Here is a 16,888-nt window from a genome sequence, read left to right as displayed (position 1 = left end):
CGACCAAATGGAAACGACAGGAGAGCCGCCATGCTGATCAGAAAACCCGCCGACTATTTGCCGTCGGACATCACCAGCGAATCGGTCTATTTCAACCGCCGCGCTTTCATGCTGGGTGCCGCCGGCCTGTTGCTGTCGGCGGAAACGCTGGCCGGCCTGAACGCCAAGAAAAGTCCGTTGTCGCAGCTTGCCGCCAACGACAAGCCCAACAGCTTGAAAGAGATCACCAGCTACAACAATTTCTATGAGTTCGGCACCGACAAGTCCGATCCGGGCCAGAACGCCGGCAGCCTGAAGACGCGGCCCTGGAGCGTGCTGGTGGATGGCGAGGTGGCCAAGCCGCGCCGTTTCGCCATTGAGGATTTGCTGAAGTTTCCCTTGGAAGAGCGGGTTTACCGGCTGCGTTGCGTCGAAGGCTGGAGCATGGTGATTCCGTGGGTGGGGTTTCCGCTGGCCAGCCTGCTCAAGCAGATGAATCCGACTTCGCGCGCCAAGTATGTGTCGTTCGAAACCTTGCAGCGGCCCAGCGAAATGCCGGGCCAGCGCGATGCGGTGCTGGAGTGGCCGTATCGCGAAGGCCTGCGCATCGACGAGGCGATGCATTCGCTGACCATACTGGCGGTGGGCCTGTACGGCAATGTGCTGCCGAATCAGAACGGCGCGCCGATCCGCCTGGTGGTGCCGTGGAAGTACGGATTCAAGAGCATCAAGTCCATCGTGCGCATCCGGCTGCAGGAAACGATGCCGGCCACCAGCTGGAATCTGGCCAATGCCCATGAATACGGCTTCTATTCAAACGTGAACCCGGAAGTTGACCATCCGCGCTGGAGCCAGGCGTCGGAGCGGCGCATCGGCGAATTCTTCAAGCGCAAGACGTTGATGTTCAACGGCTATGCCGACCAGGTGGCCGGGCTGTATCGCGGCATGGATTTGAGAAGGAACTACTGATGACGACGCTGCGCATGAAATCCCCTGTTTCCGCGGCCGACCGCCGGCTCGCCATCGGCAAGGCATTGTTGTTCATCGTCTGCCTGCTGCCGCTATCGCGCGCCGCCTGGATCGTCTTGTCCGGCGAGGCGGTCAACCCCGTGGAGTTCATCACCCGCTCCACCGGCACCTGGACGCTGGTGTGGCTGCTGGCCACGCTGTCCATGACGCCGCTGCGCCGTTTCACTGGCCAGGCTTGGCCGCTGAAATGCCGGCGCATGCTGGGCTTGTTCGCGTTTTTCTACGCCAGTCTGCATTTCACCACCTATATCTGGCTGGACCAGTTTTTCGACTGGCACCACATCCTGAAGGACATCGTCAAACGTCCGTTCATCACCGTCGGCTTCGCCGCCATCGTGTTGATGTCGCCGCTGGCGTTGACCTCCACCCAGGGCTGGATGCGCCGGCTCAAGCGCAACTGGGGCAAGCTGCATCGGCTGGTGTATCCGGTGGCCATCCTGGCGGTGACGCATTACTGGTGGCTGGTGAAGAAAGACATCACCCAACCCTTGATCTACGCCGCGGTGCTGACCCTGCTGCTGGGGCTGAGGCTGTGGTGGCGCGCGCGCAAAGCTTGATCCCCCTGCTTGGCACAGACGGGCCGGCGTTTTAAAGTCGGGTGTTTTGTCTTAGCCGCAAGCGAATCATCATGTCGAAGGAAAAAGCCCCGGTCACCCAGGCCATCCGCGTGCTGCGCGAGCACAAGGTCGATTACACCGAGCATTTGTACAAGTACGAGGAAAAGGGCGGCACCACGGTGTCGGCGCGCGAACTGGGCGTGGACGAGCACGCCGTGGTCAAGACGCTGATCATGGAGGATGAAAACAAGCATCCGCTGATCGTGTTGATGCACGGCGATTGCGAGGTGGGCACCGGCATGCTGGCCAAGCAGGTCGGCGTCAAGAAAATCCATCCCTGCGATCCGAAAACGGCCGACAAGCACAGCGGCTATCAGGTGGGCGGCACCAGCCCATTCGGCACCCGCCACGCCATGCCGGTGTATATGGAGGCCAGCATCGCGGACCTCCCGGTCATCTACATCAACGGCGGCAAGCGTGGTTTCCTGGTCGGCGTCAGCCCGCAGGACGTCATCCGCGTGCTGCAGCCGACGCTGGTCAACGCGGCGGCATAGCCTCGGGGAAGTTGCGCTGGTAGATGGCTTTCAGCGTGCCATCCTTTTCCATCTGTTCCAGCGCGCGGGCAACCTCCTCGCGGATGCGCGCCACCTGCGGGTAAGTGCGCGAGAACATCAGCGTCAGCGGCGTTTCCTTATCCAGCGGGGTGGGGATGTAGCCGAACTCTTTCTCATGCTCCGGCATGGTGCTGTGTATCTGGTACAAGCCGCGTTCCAGCGTCATCGGCGCCAAGTCCAGATGTCCCAATTGCAATTGCCGCAGCGCGTGGACTTCGTCGTTGGTCAGCAGCGTGTTCAGCTTGTGCTGCTGGAATAACGGGATATACCAATAGCCAAGCTGAATGGCGATGCGGTAGCCGCGCAATTCGTCCAGCGATTTGAATTGCAGCGGCGGATGCGGCATATGCGGCTTGTAGTAGAACAGATAGCTGGTGGAGCGCATGAACGGGGCGGAGAAGTCGAACTCGGTCTCCCGCTCTTGCGTCGGGCGGTAGGGGAAGGCGGCGGCGGCTTTGCCCGTCCGTATCATCGCCTCGGCCTTCGGCCAGCTCAGATAATTGAGATGGACCTGATAGCCGGCGCGCAGGAAGGCTTGGCGCACCATTTGCGAGAAAACGCCGTCTTGCTGCAGGCTTTGCGAGACGAAAGGCGGCCATTCGCCGGTGGCCAGCTCGACGGTGGGCTCCGCCGCGGCCAGGCTGCAGCGGAGCGACAACGCGAAAACGAGCAATAGCAAACGCCGCATGGCCATTCCTTGAATGTGGGGCTTACTGTGTTATCGCACAGCGCCTTCCGCCAACCAAGTATTAGCCGGATGCGGCTAGCCCAGACGCCGCCGCGCGCCTAGGCGCTTACCACCACCAGAACATGAAGCCCCAGGCGCAGTCCACCAGCGCCAGCGCGCCGCAGAACGGCAGCAAAGCCAGATAGCGGGCAGGGCGGCCGCTCCAGCGCGCCAGGATGCCCCCGGCCAGGCGCAAGGCCCATAGATTGGCGCCGGCCAGCAGCGCCAGACGGGCGTCGTTGACCCAGTGCATGCCATAGCCTTCGGCCTTCAGCAGCGTCACCGTCAAGGCCGACAAACCCAGAAACACGCCGCAGCCGGCCAGCGGGATCAGCGCCTGCGCCAGATGGTGCAGACGCTGCGTCTGCCATTGGCCGGCGGTGCGCACGGCCAGCGCCAGCGAAAGCAGAATGCCGCTGCCCAGCGCCAGCGCGGTGGCGGCCACATAGGCGATCAAGGACGCGCCATCCAGCCAGGAGAACACGTCGTTGTGCATCGGGTAGTGGGTGAGCAGCCACCATGGCGCATCGGTGTCCAGCGGCCACATGATGTCATGGTCCACCAGCCATTCCGCCGTGGTCTGCTTGAGCCAGACGAACCACGGGCTGACGGTCCAGTGGAAGGCGCCCATCGCCACGCCCAGCAGGCCATAGACGATCAAGGCGGTCTGCCAGCCGTCGGCCTCTTTTTCCGCCACTCGCACCACTTCGTCGCTCATGGGGCGCGAAGCCAGGGTGATGGCCGAGCGGTGATCGCTGCAGCGGCCGCACATATGGCAGCCGCTGCCGCCCTGCATGTGGCGCAGCGGCTGCAATGGGGCGCAATCGACGCTGGCGACGCGCTGTCGCTGGTCTTGGGAGCGCTTCCAGGCGGCTTCGTCCACGCGGTAATGCATGGGCGCCAGCTTGGACAAGAGGCCGAACACGCCGTTGACCGGGCACAGATGGCGGCACCATGCGCGCTTGCCGCGGGTGTAGATGAAGCCGACGATGACCGCCGCCACCGTGGAGCCGCCCAGCACCAAGAGGGCGGCCTTAGGGTACTGATAGACGCTGACCAGCTGGCCGTAGACCGTGGTCAGTACGAAAGCGACGAAAGGCCAGCCGCCCCAGCGCATCCAGCGCGGAATCGGCCGTCCCATGCCCTTGCGCGCGGCCCATTCCGACAACGCGCCTTCCGGGCACAGCACGCCGCACCACAGCCGGCCGAACAGCACCATGGACAGCAGCACAAAAGGCCACCAGATGCCCCAGAACACGAATTGGGCGAAGATGGTCAGGTTGTTCCACATCCGCGCCGCGTCGTCAGGCAAGTCCAGGCAGGCGGGGACGATCAGCAGGAAGCCGTAGACCAGCACCACCGCCCATTGCAGCTTGCGCAGCAGGCCGCCGTGGTCGCGCAGCCAGTTCCCCGTGAGCGCCAGCAGGCCGCGCGGCTGCCGCTCGGGGGGACAGGAAGCGCCGCCGGACGGGGCGGCGACGATGGGAATCACCCGCTGCGGCGGGCGTTGCGGGCTGCCGGTTTTCATGCCGCAGCCTGGCGACGATTGCGCCACTGGAACAGCGCCCAAATGCCCGCCCAGAACAGCGCGTAGGCGATCAGGCTCATCAGGGCCGGTTGCGCGCGGTAGCCGGTCAGCGAGGCCAGCAGCCCGCCAAACGGACTCGTATCGTCCAGCAGCGCCGAGCTGTCCCATACCGGGTCCACCAGCGTCGGCAGCACGTCCATCGAGATCAGCTTTTCCACGCCGTTCAGGAACAGCGAGGCGCCCAGCAGCAGCAGCATGACTTCGGTGACGCGGAAGAATAGCCGCCATGACAGCACCTTGCCGCCCAGTTGCAGCAGATAGAAAGTCAGCAGCGCCAGCGCCAGGCCGATCAGCCCGGCCAGGCCCAGCTTGGCCAGCTCCATGCCCTGGGCTTCGGCCAGCGAGCCGTACAGGAACACCACCGTTTCGCTGCCTTCGCGGGCGATGGCCAGCGCGGACAGGATGGTCACGCCCCACCAGTTGTTGCTGGCGGCCTTTTCCGACAGGCCGCTTTCCAGCTCTTTCTTCAGCGTGCGGCCGTGCTCGCGCATCCACAGCACCATCTGCACGATCAGCGCCGAGGCGATGAACACCATGCCGGTCTGGAAGTAATCCTGCGCGCCGGCCATCAGCGTGCCGGCGGCGAACAGCGCCACGGCCAGCGCCACCGCGATGACCAGGCCCAGCGCCACGCCGCCCCACAGATACGGCTTGCCGGCGCGGCCGGACGCGTTATGGTTCATCCAGGCATTCAGGATGCCCACCACCAGCAGCGCCTCGACGCTTTCGCGCCAGACGATGAAGAGTACCTGTCCCATTGCTTGTTCCTTGTCTTACTTGGCGACGATCACGCCCTGGCCGGTTTTGGGATGGAAATCGTCAAAGAATTTGTACTCGCCGGGAGACAGCGGCTGGAACACCAGAAACGATTCCGCGCCGGGGCCCAGCACTTTTTCCTTGCGCAGCGTGATGCTTTCGAACTCCGCCGGCGTCTTGCCGACATTCATCACTTCGATCTTGAACTTCTTGCCGGCCGGCACCACCAGTCGGGCGGGAATCAGCTGGCCGTCCTTCATTTGCAGCTTGTAAACCGGCATCTCATCGGCAAGGACGGGCGCGGCAAGCAGGGTGGCCACCAGGGCGGCGGCGATCAGGCGCAGAGTGGTCATCGGTTCATCATTCCGGAATGAGAAACAGCGCGGATCGAGTGTCCGCGCCGTCTGGTGTCGAAATCGGGCATTTTCCAGGAGGGTGCCCGCGATGCGGCTTAGTAGCCGCCCTTCTTGCCGATGCCGGCGAAGGTGAACTCGTAGTTCACTTCAAACGGCTTGAACCACGGGCCCACGCCGGTTTCCTTGTCGGTATGGCGGCCGAAGTGGGCGTGCTCATTGGCCGACGGCGGCATGATGGTGTATTTCAGCTTGTACTTGCCGGGGCCTTGCAGCTTGACGTTGTCGCCGTAGTGCGGGCCGTCGTTGGCTACCATGGGCATCAGGTCGCCCTTCTGGGTCTTGCCGCCCACCTTGGTCAGTTCGTACTTGACCACCAGATAGGGCATCCAGGCGCCTTCTTCGAAGCCGTTCGGGTTGTTCTTGGTGGCGTGGATGTCGGCTTCCAGGTGGATGTCGGACGCTTCCGGCTTCAGCATCATGCCTTCCGGTTCCATCTTGGTCGGCTGCAGGTAGACGGCGCCGATCTCCATGCCGTTCTTCAGGGCCGGCTTGCCGATCGGGTATTCCTTGGCCATGGCGGCGAAGGAGGCGGACAGGGCGACGCTGGCGATGGCCAGCTGGCAGACAAAGCGACGCATTATTTTTCCCTTATGGTTTTCGCCTGGCGGGCAGGACGTAGAAGAGTATGATAATGCTAGTAATTATCGTTTGCAAACCCGCCCATGCTTAATGCGAGCGATTATGCAATGCCATATGAATGCTTTTTGCATCGCGCAATGGCGGCAGGCATCGCTACCGCCATTGGCTTTATCCGTTCAGGCGCAGGCGCTGCAGTTGGGCCAGGCTCTCATCCAGGATCAGCAGCTGCAGCATCTGTTCGGCCAGATGGCCGGCGCCGTGGCGATAGGCCTGGGCGAAGGCATCCACCGCCTTGGCGTCCAGTTGGCCGCCAGTGGCGGCGGCCAGCCGCGCGCCCAAGCCGTCGAAACGCGGCGCCAGGCTGGTTTGCAGCCAGCCGGACAGCGGCGGGTTGAAGCCGCGCTTCTTGCGCTGGAAGAAATCGGCCGGCAGCGCCGGATGGATGGCGCGGCGGAAGATCAGCTTGGCCGGCTGGGTGTAGCGCTCGGCGGAGGAGGTGGCCAGCAGCCGTTGGTAGAAATGGTGGTCCAGCAGCGGCGCTCGGCCTTCCAGGCCATGCGCCATGGTGCATAGATCGGACTTCTGCAAGATGTAGTCGGGCAGGTAATTGGCGAAGTCCAGTTCCAATAGCTGGTGCAGGCCGGGCTGGCCGTCCTGCGGCTCCGGGCCGATGTCGTCAGGCTTGCGCCAATGGCACAGTTTTTCCAGCGGGCGTCCGCCTTGCAGAAAGCTGCGCTGGCCCGGCGTGAAGCCGGAGAAGCGCAGCGAATAGGCGCTTTGCCAGTCCATCGCCAGTTCGGTGGCCAGCTTGCCGCGCTTGCTGTCCAGTTGCGGTTGGATCGGCAGCGGCAGGCGGATGTTGCGCCGCCAGCGGGTGCGCAGGTGCTTGCCCATGCGCTTGTAGCCGGCCAGCAGCTCATCGCCGCCGTCGCCCACCAGCACGACTTTGACGTGCTGGGTCACTTCGCGCGCCAGATACCAGGTGGGGAAGCTGGACGGATCGGCGAACGGTTGGTCCAGGTCGGCGACGATGCGCTCGAAATCGGCCGCCAGGTTGTCCGGCATCTCCACTCGCACATTGGGCAGGCCCATGCGCTGGGCAGAGTCCGCCGCATCGCCGGATTCGTCCAGGCTGGAGCCGGGAAACGCGGCGGTGAAGCTGGAGAATTGCGTCAGTTGCTGGGTGGCCAGCCGGCTGGCGATCACGGTGGAGTCGATGCCGCCTGACAGCAGCACGCCCAGCGGCCGGTCCGCCACGGTGCGTATCGCCACCGCGCGGTCCAGCTCCTGCAGCCAGTCGCCGCTTTCCGCCTTCGGTTGCCAGTAGCGCTGCTTGCTCAACTGGCGGGTGTTCAGGTCAAACTCCAGCCGGTAGCCGTTTTCCAGCCTGTTGATATGGCTGAACAGCGTGGCCGGGGATGGAATGTAGCGGTGGGCCAGATAAGCGTCGATCGCCGCCGGGCTGAAGTCGCGCTTGTCCGCAGGCAGGAAGGGCAGCACCGCGCGCACCAGCGAGCCGAAGGCGAAGTTGCCGTCCGCCAGCGAGTAGACCAAGGGCTTCTCGCCCATGCGGTCGCGCGCCAGATGCACCTTGCCGCTGCGCTGGTCCAGAATGGCGAAGGCGAACATGCCGCGCAGCCGGTCCAGCAGGCCCTCTATGCCCCAGGCCAGATAGCCGCGCAGGATGAATTCGGTGTCGGCATGGGTGCGGAACACCGCGCCGCCGGCTTCCAGTTCGGCCTTGCCGGCCTCCCAGTCATAGACCTCGCCGTTGTAGCAAATCCACACCTGGCCGTCGTCGCTGGCCATGGGCTGGTTGGCCACCGGCCGCGGATCGATGATGGCCAGGCGGGCGTGCAGCATCGCATTGTGGATGGGGTCGTCGGCGGCCGGATTCAGCGCCGCGTCCAGCAGCAGCCGGCTGGCATCGTCCGGGCCGCGGCGATGCAGCTCGTCCAGCATGGCTTGCGGGACGGCGGGATTGACGGGACGGCGCGAGAAAAAGCCGGCGATTCCACACATGATGACGGCGCTTCCGAATGCGCAAGGCGCCGATACGGGTTCGGCGCCTTGCTTGGGTTTTCAATGCCGCGCAGTATCCGGCGCGGCGGCGGCCGATGTCAAACGCCGGGCTTGCGGTGCAAGTTAGGCAGCGCCACTGCTGCGATGCCCAGCAGCGGCAGGAAGGAGCACAGCAGGTAGACGGACTCTATGCCGTGGCTATCCGCCAACTGGCCCAGAACCGCCGCGCCGATGCCGCCTATGCCGAAGGCGAAGCCGAAGAACATGCCGGACACCATGCCCACCTTGCCTGGCAGCAGCTCCTGGGCGTAGATCAGAATCGCCGGAAAGGCCGAGGCCAGAATGAAGCCGATGGGCAGCGACAGCGCGGCGGTCCAGAACAGATTGGCGTGCGGCAGCGCCAGCGCCAGCGGCGCCACACCCAGAATGGAGAATCCGATCACCCGCTTGCGGCCGATGGCGTCGCCGATGGGACCGCCCAATACGGTGCCGGCGGCCACCGCAAACAGGAACAGGAACAGATGCAACTGCGCCGACTGCACGCCGATATGGAAGTGTTGGATCAAGTAGAAGGTGTAGTAGCTGGTGATGCTGGCTAGGTAGAAATGCTTGGAGAAGACCAGCACCAGCAGCAAGCCCAATGTCAGCTTGACGCGGGCCGGCGACAGATCCGGCATGACGATGGCGGCGGCCTTCTTGGCCTGGCGGTGCTGGTGGGCGTACCACTGGCCGACGCGGAACAGCACCCACATGGCCAGCAATGCAACTAGGCCGAACCAGGCCACGCTGCCTTGCCCCAGCGGAATCACGATCAGCGCCGCCAGCAGCGGCCCCGTGGCGCTGCCTGCGTTGCCGCCCACCTGAAACAGCGACTGCGCCAGGCCGGGGCGGCCGCCGGATGCCATGCGCGCCACGCGCGACGATTCCGGATGGAAAATCGACGAGCCAGTGCCGATCAGCGCGGCGGCCAGCAACAGCAGCGGGAAGCTGCCGGCGCTGGATAACAACAGCAGGCCGATCAGCGTGGAGCCCATGCCGAACACTAGAGAATATGGCTGCGGCTTCTTGTCGGTGTAAATGCCGACCAGCGGTTGCAGCAACGAGGCGGTGCACTGGTAGGTGAAAGTCATCAGGCCGATCTCGGCGAAGCTCAGGTGGTAGTTGCCCTTCAGCAAGGGATACAACGCCACCAGCAACGACTGCAGCATGTCGTTGAGGAAGTGCGAGAAACTGATGGCGCCGAGGACGCGGAAGCGGGTGTCTTGAGCCGGCGCGGAGATAGAGGTGCTTGAGGCCATGGTAAAGATTCTCGATACAGGTGGTCATTGCATATTAATTCAGCAATTTAGAGCCGGTCCTGCGAAAATGAGGCATTCATCTTTTTGAAAGAGGCGATATGAACCGCTTCGACGATCTGGAACTGTATGACCGGGGCGTTCTGCCGGTGGTGGGCAAGTTGCGCAACTATCCGGCAGGCCTCGAATCGCCGCGGCATCAGCATCCCACCGCGCAGTTGCTGTATTCCGTGGAGGGGCTGATGTGGGTGGGCACTGAGCGCGGGCAGTGGATTGTGCCGCCGACTCGGGCGATTTGGCTGCCCATCGGCACCTGGCACCAAGTCAAAATGGTCAGCCCGGTGCGGATGCGGAATATCTTCGTGCGCCAGGACATGCTGGGCGGTCTGCCGGAGCAATGCTGCGTGCTGGAGGTGACGCCGCTGCTGCGCGAACTGGTGCTGGCGGCGGTGGATGTGGCGCTGCCCTGCGAGCCGGGATCGCGCGACGAGCGGGTGATGATGCTAGCGCTGGATGAAATCCGCCGCGCCAAAGTGCTGCCGCTGTCCTTGCCCCAGCCAGCCTCGCCGGCGCTGCAGCGGTTGTGCGCAGTATGGCTGGACCATCCCGACGACGCGCGCGGCGCCGCGGAATGGGCGCGCGAGCTGGCGCTGGACCCGCGCACCTTGCAGCGCCGCTTCCGCCGCGAAACGGGCCTGAGCTTCGGCCAGTGGCGGCGCCAGGCGCGGCTGATGCAGGCTCTGCAGCGGCTGGCCTGCGGCGACAGCGTGCTGAAAGTGGCGCTGGACTTGGGCTACGCCAGTCCCAGCGCCTTCGCCACCATGTTCAAGCGCGAGCTGGGCGCGCCGCCGAGCAGCTTCTTCACGCTTTCGTAAACCGCGCTTTGGTCCTGTCGACGTAAGAACGGTAGCGGCTCGGATGTCGTCAATGGAGGGTTATATAGATGTCCTTGCTGCGGTATCGTCCCAGCGGATTCTGGCCGTAGCCGCCCACATAAGGTTTTACCAGGCGGGAGTCGGAATACTGCAGCAAGGGAATGATGGTGTAGTCCTGCATGATCAGGCGATTGGCTTCTGTTAGCAGCGTGCTTCTCTGCTCTGGATCCGGCGACAGGTTGGCGCGCTCTATTAGGGCTTCGGCGGCTTGGTTGCAACTGCCGGAAACATTCTCGGCGTCGTCGCAGCGCACGATGCTGAGCATGGAAATCGCATCGTTATAATCCGCTGTCCAGCCATTGCGGGCGATTTGGAATTGTCCTTGATGCCGCTTCTGCATCAGGGTGGGGTAGTCGGTGGATTCCAGCGTGGCATCCAGATCCAGCTTGGTTCGCCATTCGCTGGCGAGATACTCGCTTAAGGTTTTCTGGTATTCGCTGGTATTGTAAATCATCCTCAATGGGGCATGCGGCGCCACGCCTGCATCTCGCAGCAACTGTTTGGCTGCCGCCACTCTTTGGGCCATAGGCCATGATTGCCAGTCGTAGCGCGATGGCGTTGCGCCTCTTAGTCCTTGCAAGATCACGCTATAAGCAGGTGACTGGCCATCGACGGTGATCGATTCTGCCAGTTTGTCGCGGTCCACCACCATGGACAGCGCCTGCCGCACTCGCGCATCGCGGAGTAGCGGGTCGCGTAGATTGAGGCTGAAATAGCGCAAGCTCAGCAACGGGCTGTTCTTGACTTCATCGGGATGGGATCGTCGCAACTTATTGAACTCGCCTGGCGGCAGCTGGAAAACGAAATCGGTTTTGCCTGCGAAATAGAGCGCGACATCTTGGTTAAGGTCCTCCACCGGCAGATAGTTCACACGTTGCAATACGACCGATGCGGCATCCCAGTATTGCCGATTCTTTTCCAGAACGATGCTTTGCCCTGGCGTCCATGCGGTTAGCCGGAAGGCTCCGCTGGAAACCAGTTTGCCTGGATTGAGCCAGTCTTTGCCCCATTGTTGGATCGTATGCCGGGGCACCGGTCCCCACTGCGCATTGGCCAGCAACTCGGGGAAGATCGCCACGGGATAAGCGGTAACCCACTCAACGGTATTGTCATCCAGTGCCCGCACGCCGAGGGCATCCAGCGGCATTTTTCCGTCCGCTACCGCCTGGCCGTTCTTCAGCACACTGCCAAAGCCGCTGGCGTAAGGCGAGTGCAAGGCCGGGTCCAGCAATCGTCGGACACTGTAGACGCAGTCGGAGGCACGAATGGGAACGCCGTCGCTCCAGCGCGCGTCCGGACGCAGATGGAATATCCAAGTGTTCGAATCTTTGCGCTCCCATGACGTCGCCAAGCCGGCTTGCAGATGGCCGGCATTGTCTATTGAGGTCAGTCCTTCGAATAAGTCGTGGGTGATCATATTGTCAGGCAGGGCTTCCGCCAGTTGCGGATCCAACGTAGCAGGGTCCGATCCATTGCTGCGAGTCAGCTCTTGGCGCTCAGCCAAGCTAATGCCAAGAGGAATGACAGCGGCTGGCGTTGGCATAGCGATGAGCGTAATGAGAAAAAACAGAGACGGCGAGGCCTTCATATGGGGGCTCCTGTCAGGGTGCGGGTGCCGGGGAGAGTTTCGCGATTCCCCAATTTTTAAATGGAAGCCATGCGAACAGGATATAAAAATCAACAATGTGGGCGAGCAAATTTTGGTTTTATTGATCGTGTATTGTTGCGATATGGAATGTGATGAAATTGATTTTGAAGTTGAATTCGCTAAGCCTTGTCATAGAGCATGCTTTTACAAGGGTGTGGTCTTGCTAGTCTGTCCGATGTTCATATTCTCATTTCGATGAAATTTATTTGGATTTGATTCTGGCGCGATCAGCACTGCCTGCCAAAGATGCTGGTTGGAATGGTTTTGTGGATCGCTATGTAGTTTTAGGCGCGTATAGGTTGGAATCGGTAGGCAACCCATAGCGATAGCATGAAAAAGCACGCCATGATTAGCGCGCATCCTTGCAGAGCGAAGGTGAAGGACACATGCGACATACTGCTGACCAAGGGCATGGATACAGCAGTTCCCATCCCGATTGAAAGCAAACGCAATGAGGCCATTTTCCCTTTGTCGCTTTCCGAGGCTTGCCGTTGCAGGGTGGTTAAAAGCCATGTGATGCTATTCAGACTGGCGAAACCAATGATGAAGAAAGCGGCGAAATGCCACGGCGGAGTAGTCGCTAACGATAGTAGAAAAGTCGAGCCGGCTTGCAGAAATAACCAGATTGGGAGCAATTTTTGTGCCAAAGTGTGGCGAGTAAAGAAGGAGGCAGCGATCATGCCGATCGCCATCGTTCCTTCCATGGCAGAAATAGGCCAGCTCGTGCCGGCGTAATATTTCGCCACCAAGGGCACGACCAATACGTTTAGGCTGTATGACAAAATAAAGTCTGCAGAGCAAAGAACCAGCATGATCAGCACGGTCGTTTGTTTTGCTGCTTGTCTCAACAGGCGCAGCCAGCCATGCAGCGCTTGCTGAAACAACTTGCCAGGCCGCCAGCTAGATTGTGTTGTGTTGTGCCGGGTAGCAGCCAAAATAGACTGTTGTCGGGACATGATCCATGCGGAAATCAGCGAGCCAAGGACATCAAAAATCAGCGCGTAAATAGGGCTGGAGCGATACAAGATGATCCCTAGCAATGCCATGCCGCTCAATACGCCAATTTGAAACATTACCCCTATCTTGGCGTTTAAATCCCCCTGTAATTCATCTGGAATGTTCAGCGCCGTGAATTTGAATAAGGCACTGCGATGGACGTTGTCTATCAATGCGAGAAAGATAGCAGCTATGGTGATCAGTAGGACCATGCCATCTATTTTGGAGGCGGCTAGAAGAATGATGATGGCCATAGTAGCAGCGCGGGAAAGATCGCACCCCAGATAAACCTTTTTAGCATCCAGGTGATCGACCAGCGGGCCGGAAAAAGGCAAAACGCAGATGGCCCCCAGCCCCTGGAAACTCAAAATCGTTGCCATGGCGGTAATGCTGCCAGTTAGTTCGAATAATAACTGTCCCATTGCGAGAATATGCACACCAACACCAATGCTGGAGCACAAAATCGCGAATAAAAGGTTCTTTGCCGCACGGTTTTTGAATATCGACATAATTTATACGTTTGATGCTATTTGCATTTCGCGAAGTGTATCCATGCAAAGAAGGTCCGTCAAGAGAATTATCTAATACAAATTTTATATTTGACTGTACTTGCATTTGTCATTATCGTGGCGCCGTCAATCAGGAAACGCATGATCGGCAATCCAAAAATCCATATGACGGGAGTCTGTGATGAGCACTGACAACGCTACGATTGAGCTGAACTTAGACCGGGAACTGCGCGTCCTTTTTGAAAATCGACTGACGCAACTTAAGTCGGAAGGCCTGTACCGCAGTTTCATGCCCTGCGAGCACGATGCGGGTCATCCAGGCACTACGCGCTACCAGCAACGTCAGGTTGAGGTTTGGTGCAGCAATGACTATCTCGGGCTGAGCCAGGACCCGCAGGTGATTGATAGTTTGCGCGAATCCGCGGCATTGCACGGTTCGGGTACTGGCGGCTCCCGCAATATAGCCGGCACCAGCATTTCCCATGTCGAGCTGGAGCGTCAGCTGGCGCAATGGCACGGCAAGGAGCAGGCATTGGTTTTCAATGGAGGCTATACCGCCAATTTCGAGTTCTTGAGCACCTTGATCGCTGCCGTGCCTGACTTGGCGATATTTTCGGACAGCTTGAATCACCGCTCGCTGATCGAGGGCATACGCCGCCACCCGTGCCAGAAATACATTTTCCCGCATAACGATGTGGAGACGCTGGAGAAGCAGTTGGCCAGCGTGCCGCTATCGCAACCCAAGCTGATCGTTTTCGAGTCCATCTATTCGATGGACGGCGATATCGCGCCAATTCAGGTCATTCTCGATCTGGCGGATCGTTACCAAGCCTGGACCTTCCTGGACGAAACCCATGCCATCGGCCTGTATGGCGCAAGCGGCGCCGGTCTTTGCGAGGAGATAGAGGAAACTAGGGCCACATTCATTCAGGGCGTATTCGGCAAGGCCATGGGCACCTTGGGCGGCTATATTGCCGGCCCGGCCTCGGTGGTCGATTTTGTTCGTTCCAGCGCGCCTGGATTCATCTTTACCACCGCGCTGCCTCAAGCGCTGCTGGACGCGACGCTGTGCAGCTTCGACAGAGTACGGACAGATCGGCAACTGGTGCAGGACTTGCACAGCAACGTCATTTTCTTCCGCGCGCAGCTGGATTTGGCGGGAATCCCGTATTTGCCGGCTCAAAGCCACTTGGTGTTGGTGCCGGTGGCAGGGGCTGAGCGTATCAAAACAGTCGCTCGACGCCTGCTTGATGAGTTTGATATCTATGTGCAACCGATCAACTACCCTTCCGTGCCGCGCGGCGGGGAGCGTTTCCGTCTGACTGTCGGGCCTCGCCGCAGTCATGAAGAGATTCAGCGATTTGTTGCGGCCCTGAAACATTGCCTGGCTTGACAGCTTTTGGAGACACGACACCATGCGATTCAATCCGCTTTCCCCGACTATCGGCACTGAACTGACCGGCGCAACTTTCAACGATATTCTGTCTGATGCATTGTTTCCCGAGGCGGAGCAGGCTCTGCAGCAGCATCAATTGCTGGTGATCCGCGGTTTGCAGCTGACGCCGGCGCAGCAGCTAGCCCTGGCGCGGAAGTTCGGCCATCCGGTGCCGTTTGTGATGAGCCGTTATCACCACCCGGATCATCCCGAGTTGATGATCTCGTCTAATGAAGTGCAAGACGGCAAGCCGCTGGGCGTGGCGCGTGTCGGCAATTTCTGGCACCAGGATTCTTCTTTCACTCAGAACCCAGCAGCCTACACCATGTTGTATGGCATCAATATCCCGCCGCGTAGCGGCGACACTTTGTTTGCCAATGCCATTGATGTGTATCGCCGCCTTCCCGAGGAATGGAAGCAACGCATCGCCGGCCTGCAAGCGCGCCATACCGTCAGCAAGCGTTTCCGCATCCGCGCCGAGCATGTCGGTTTGTCGGTTGCAGAACTGCAGGAGGTGATCGCCCAAGAGCACCCTAATGTGTTGCATCCCCTGGTGCAGATCGATCAGGACACCAGCCGCCCTTATCTCTACGCCTCCAAGGAATATGTGGATGCGGTTGTAGGACTGGATCGGCCCAGTAGCGACGAGTTTCTCGATCTGATCGATCAATTGACGCAAGATCCTGAACATGTATACGTCCATCGCTGGCTGCCGGGCGACCTGCTGATCTGGAAGACCCGCATTGCGCTGCATGCCGCCACGGCTATTGAGCCTGGGCTCAGTCGCACGGTTCACCGGGCCAGCATCGAGGCGCGCGGCTGATGCCGGGTATTGTTACGCCGGCCATACGCTATCCGCAGGGCCGCGTCGAGGCCAAACAGTTGCATCTGTCCAGCGGAGCGCCGTTGGAAGAAGTGCTGAACATCACCCGTTGCGATGGATTTCCGGCCTTGGCCGCCGCAGAGCAAAGCTGGGAGCTGGCTGCTGAAGCGGCTGGCGACCTGCTGCGGAGAGAGGGCATCGTGCCTGATCAGATCAGCCATGTCATTTATGCCGGCACCGGCTGTTGGGATCAGCCGTTTTGGTCTCCGGCGGCCAAAATCGCCCAGGCCATAGGCATTCAAGGCGCCCACTGTTTCGAAGTCACCAATTTTTGCAATGCCGCCTGGACGGCGATCAGTCTGGCTTGCGACAAGCTGGAGGCCGGGCGCGCCGATCTGGTGCTGGTGGTCACCGCTGATCAGCTCAGCCGTCTAGTGGACCGCGACAGCGTGGATTCGCTGTCGTTGTTCAACTTTGGCGATGCGGCGGCGGCAGTATTGGTGAAACGGAGCGAAGGGCGATATCGCCTGTTGCATAGCGCTATGCGCACCGATCCAGAGTGGGTGGATTACTACGCCGGCGTTTGGCGGGACGGCAAGGTACGGATCGAGCGGCAGCCGCATCGCCGCGGGCTGGCCCAGGCCTATCTTGATAATTTCGCGGCTTTGGTTCAGCGCACCCTGGAAGCGCTGGGAAGGTCTCTGTCCGAGGTGCGTTATCTGCTCATCAACCATGGCGACGAAGACATGCATCGCAGCTTGTTGGAGCGGCTGGGCTTGAGCGAGGAGCGCACCGTTTTCAATTATCACCGGCTGGGCCACATGGGGAGCGCCGATACCTTGATCGCGCTGGAACAACTTGAGCGGGAGCAGCGACTGCGGGCCGGAGATCTGATTCTGTTGGCCAGCAGCGCGATGGGCTTTAGCTGGGGCATTAGCGCAGTGGAGTACCAAGCATGAAGATTCTGATCATCCATCAGG

The 16,888-nt window shown here is 60.7% G+C and carries 16 protein-coding genes; 7 read left to right on the top strand and 9 right to left on the bottom strand.

The annotated features are described in order from the left end of the window. Nucleotides 1-30 precede the first annotated feature (30 nt). The 3 genes from msrP to ybaK all read left to right on the top strand — a co-directional run bounded on the left by msrP (nucleotide 31) and on the right by ybaK (nucleotide 2,119). The gene (gene msrP, locus C2134_RS16415; protein WP_103321200.1) at nucleotides 31-948 is read left to right on the top strand and encodes a protein-methionine-sulfoxide reductase catalytic subunit MsrP; all 918 of its coding nucleotides are present in this window, start codon (nucleotides 31-33) and stop codon (nucleotides 946-948) included. Beyond that, nucleotides 948-1,565, top strand: a complete 618-nt coding sequence (gene msrQ, locus C2134_RS16410; RefSeq protein WP_103321199.1) for a protein-methionine-sulfoxide reductase heme-binding subunit MsrQ — start codon at nucleotides 948-950, stop codon at nucleotides 1,563-1,565. The genes msrP and msrQ overlap by 1 nt, the downstream gene beginning before the upstream one ends. 71 nt (nucleotides 1,566-1,636) lie before the next feature. Further along, nucleotides 1,637-2,119 carry a Cys-tRNA(Pro) deacylase gene (gene ybaK, locus C2134_RS16405; RefSeq protein ID WP_103321198.1) on the top strand — a complete coding sequence of 161 codons (483 nt, stop codon included), beginning with the start codon at nucleotides 1,637-1,639 and terminating at the stop codon, nucleotides 2,117-2,119. Here ybaK and C2134_RS16400 read toward each other — a convergent pair. The 7 genes from C2134_RS16400 to C2134_RS16370 form a co-directional block, all read right to left on the bottom strand. Then, nucleotides 2,103-2,867 (bottom strand): substrate-binding periplasmic protein, encoded by a 765-nt coding sequence (locus C2134_RS16400; RefSeq protein ID WP_158248793.1) that lies wholly within the window; start codon nucleotides 2,865-2,867, stop codon nucleotides 2,103-2,105. The genes ybaK and C2134_RS16400 overlap by 17 nt on opposite strands. 106 nt (nucleotides 2,868-2,973) lie before the next feature. Next, nucleotides 2,974-4,434: a 4Fe-4S binding protein gene (locus C2134_RS16395; protein ID WP_103321196.1), complete on the bottom strand. Its 1,461-nt coding sequence runs from the start codon at nucleotides 4,432-4,434 to the stop codon at nucleotides 2,974-2,976. Continuing rightward, nucleotides 4,431-5,252: an FTR1 family iron permease gene (locus C2134_RS16390; RefSeq protein WP_103321195.1), complete on the bottom strand. Its 822-nt coding sequence runs from the start codon at nucleotides 5,250-5,252 to the stop codon at nucleotides 4,431-4,433. Before C2134_RS16390 ends, C2134_RS16395 begins: the two co-directional genes overlap by 4 nt. A gap of 15 nt (nucleotides 5,253-5,267) precedes the next feature. Next, complete coding sequence (locus C2134_RS16385; protein WP_103321194.1) at nucleotides 5,268-5,603, bottom strand: cupredoxin domain-containing protein; 336 nt, start codon at nucleotides 5,601-5,603, stop codon at nucleotides 5,268-5,270. Nucleotides 5,604-5,701: 98 nt separating this feature from the next. After that, a complete protein-coding gene (locus C2134_RS16380) occupies nucleotides 5,702-6,244 on the bottom strand; it encodes an iron transporter (RefSeq protein ID WP_103321193.1) in 543 nt (180 codons plus the stop codon). 169 nt (nucleotides 6,245-6,413) lie between these two features. Then, nucleotides 6,414-8,267, bottom strand: a complete 1,854-nt coding sequence (asnB, locus tag C2134_RS16375) for an asparagine synthase (glutamine-hydrolyzing) (protein WP_103321192.1) — start codon at nucleotides 8,265-8,267, stop codon at nucleotides 6,414-6,416. Nucleotides 8,268-8,365: 98 nt separating this feature from the next. Further along, on the bottom strand, nucleotides 8,366-9,565 hold the full coding sequence (locus C2134_RS16370; RefSeq protein ID WP_103321191.1) for an MFS transporter: 1,200 nt from the start codon (nucleotides 9,563-9,565) through the stop codon (nucleotides 8,366-8,368). A 98-nt stretch (nucleotides 9,566-9,663) separates the two neighbouring features. Here C2134_RS16370 and C2134_RS16365 point away from each other — a divergent pair, with 98 nt between their 5' ends. Next, nucleotides 9,664-10,437, top strand: a complete 774-nt coding sequence (locus C2134_RS16365) for an AraC family transcriptional regulator (RefSeq protein ID WP_103321190.1) — start codon at nucleotides 9,664-9,666, stop codon at nucleotides 10,435-10,437. Nucleotides 10,438-10,486: 49 nt separating this feature from the next. Here C2134_RS16365 and C2134_RS16360 read toward each other — a convergent pair whose 3' ends face one another. Beyond that, the gene (locus C2134_RS16360) at nucleotides 10,487-12,085 is read right to left on the bottom strand and encodes a peptide ABC transporter substrate-binding protein (protein WP_103321189.1); all 1,599 of its coding nucleotides are present in this window, start codon (nucleotides 12,083-12,085) and stop codon (nucleotides 10,487-10,489) included. 344 nt (nucleotides 12,086-12,429) lie between these two features. Then, entirely contained in the window at nucleotides 12,430-13,650 is a 1,221-nt protein-coding gene (locus C2134_RS16355) for an MFS transporter (RefSeq protein WP_103321188.1), read from the bottom strand. Nucleotides 13,651-13,831: 181 nt separating this feature from the next. Here C2134_RS16355 and hemA point away from each other — a divergent pair, with 181 nt between their 5' ends. Genes hemA through C2134_RS16340 form a run of 3 tightly spaced genes read left to right on the top strand, consistent with a single transcriptional unit; the run spans nucleotide 13,832 to nucleotide 16,867 of the window. Then, nucleotides 13,832-15,043 (top strand): 5-aminolevulinate synthase, encoded by a 1,212-nt coding sequence (gene hemA, locus C2134_RS16350; protein ID WP_103321187.1) that lies wholly within the window; start codon nucleotides 13,832-13,834, stop codon nucleotides 15,041-15,043. A gap of 22 nt (nucleotides 15,044-15,065) precedes the next feature. Then, on the top strand, nucleotides 15,066-15,908 hold the full coding sequence (locus tag C2134_RS16345) for a TauD/TfdA dioxygenase family protein (RefSeq protein WP_103321186.1): 843 nt from the start codon (nucleotides 15,066-15,068) through the stop codon (nucleotides 15,906-15,908). Further along, a complete protein-coding gene (locus C2134_RS16340) occupies nucleotides 15,908-16,867 on the top strand; it encodes a 3-oxoacyl-ACP synthase III family protein (protein ID WP_103321185.1) in 960 nt (319 codons plus the stop codon). The genes C2134_RS16345 and C2134_RS16340 overlap by 1 nt, the downstream gene beginning before the upstream one ends. Nucleotides 16,868-16,888: the final 21 nt, after the last annotated feature.

This window comes from Chromobacterium sinusclupearum (assembly GCF_002902845.1).
In the GTDB taxonomy this organism is placed as follows: Bacteria; Pseudomonadota; Gammaproteobacteria; order Burkholderiales; family Chromobacteriaceae; genus Chromobacterium; species Chromobacterium sinusclupearum.
This window is presented reverse-complemented; position numbering and strand designations above follow the sequence as displayed.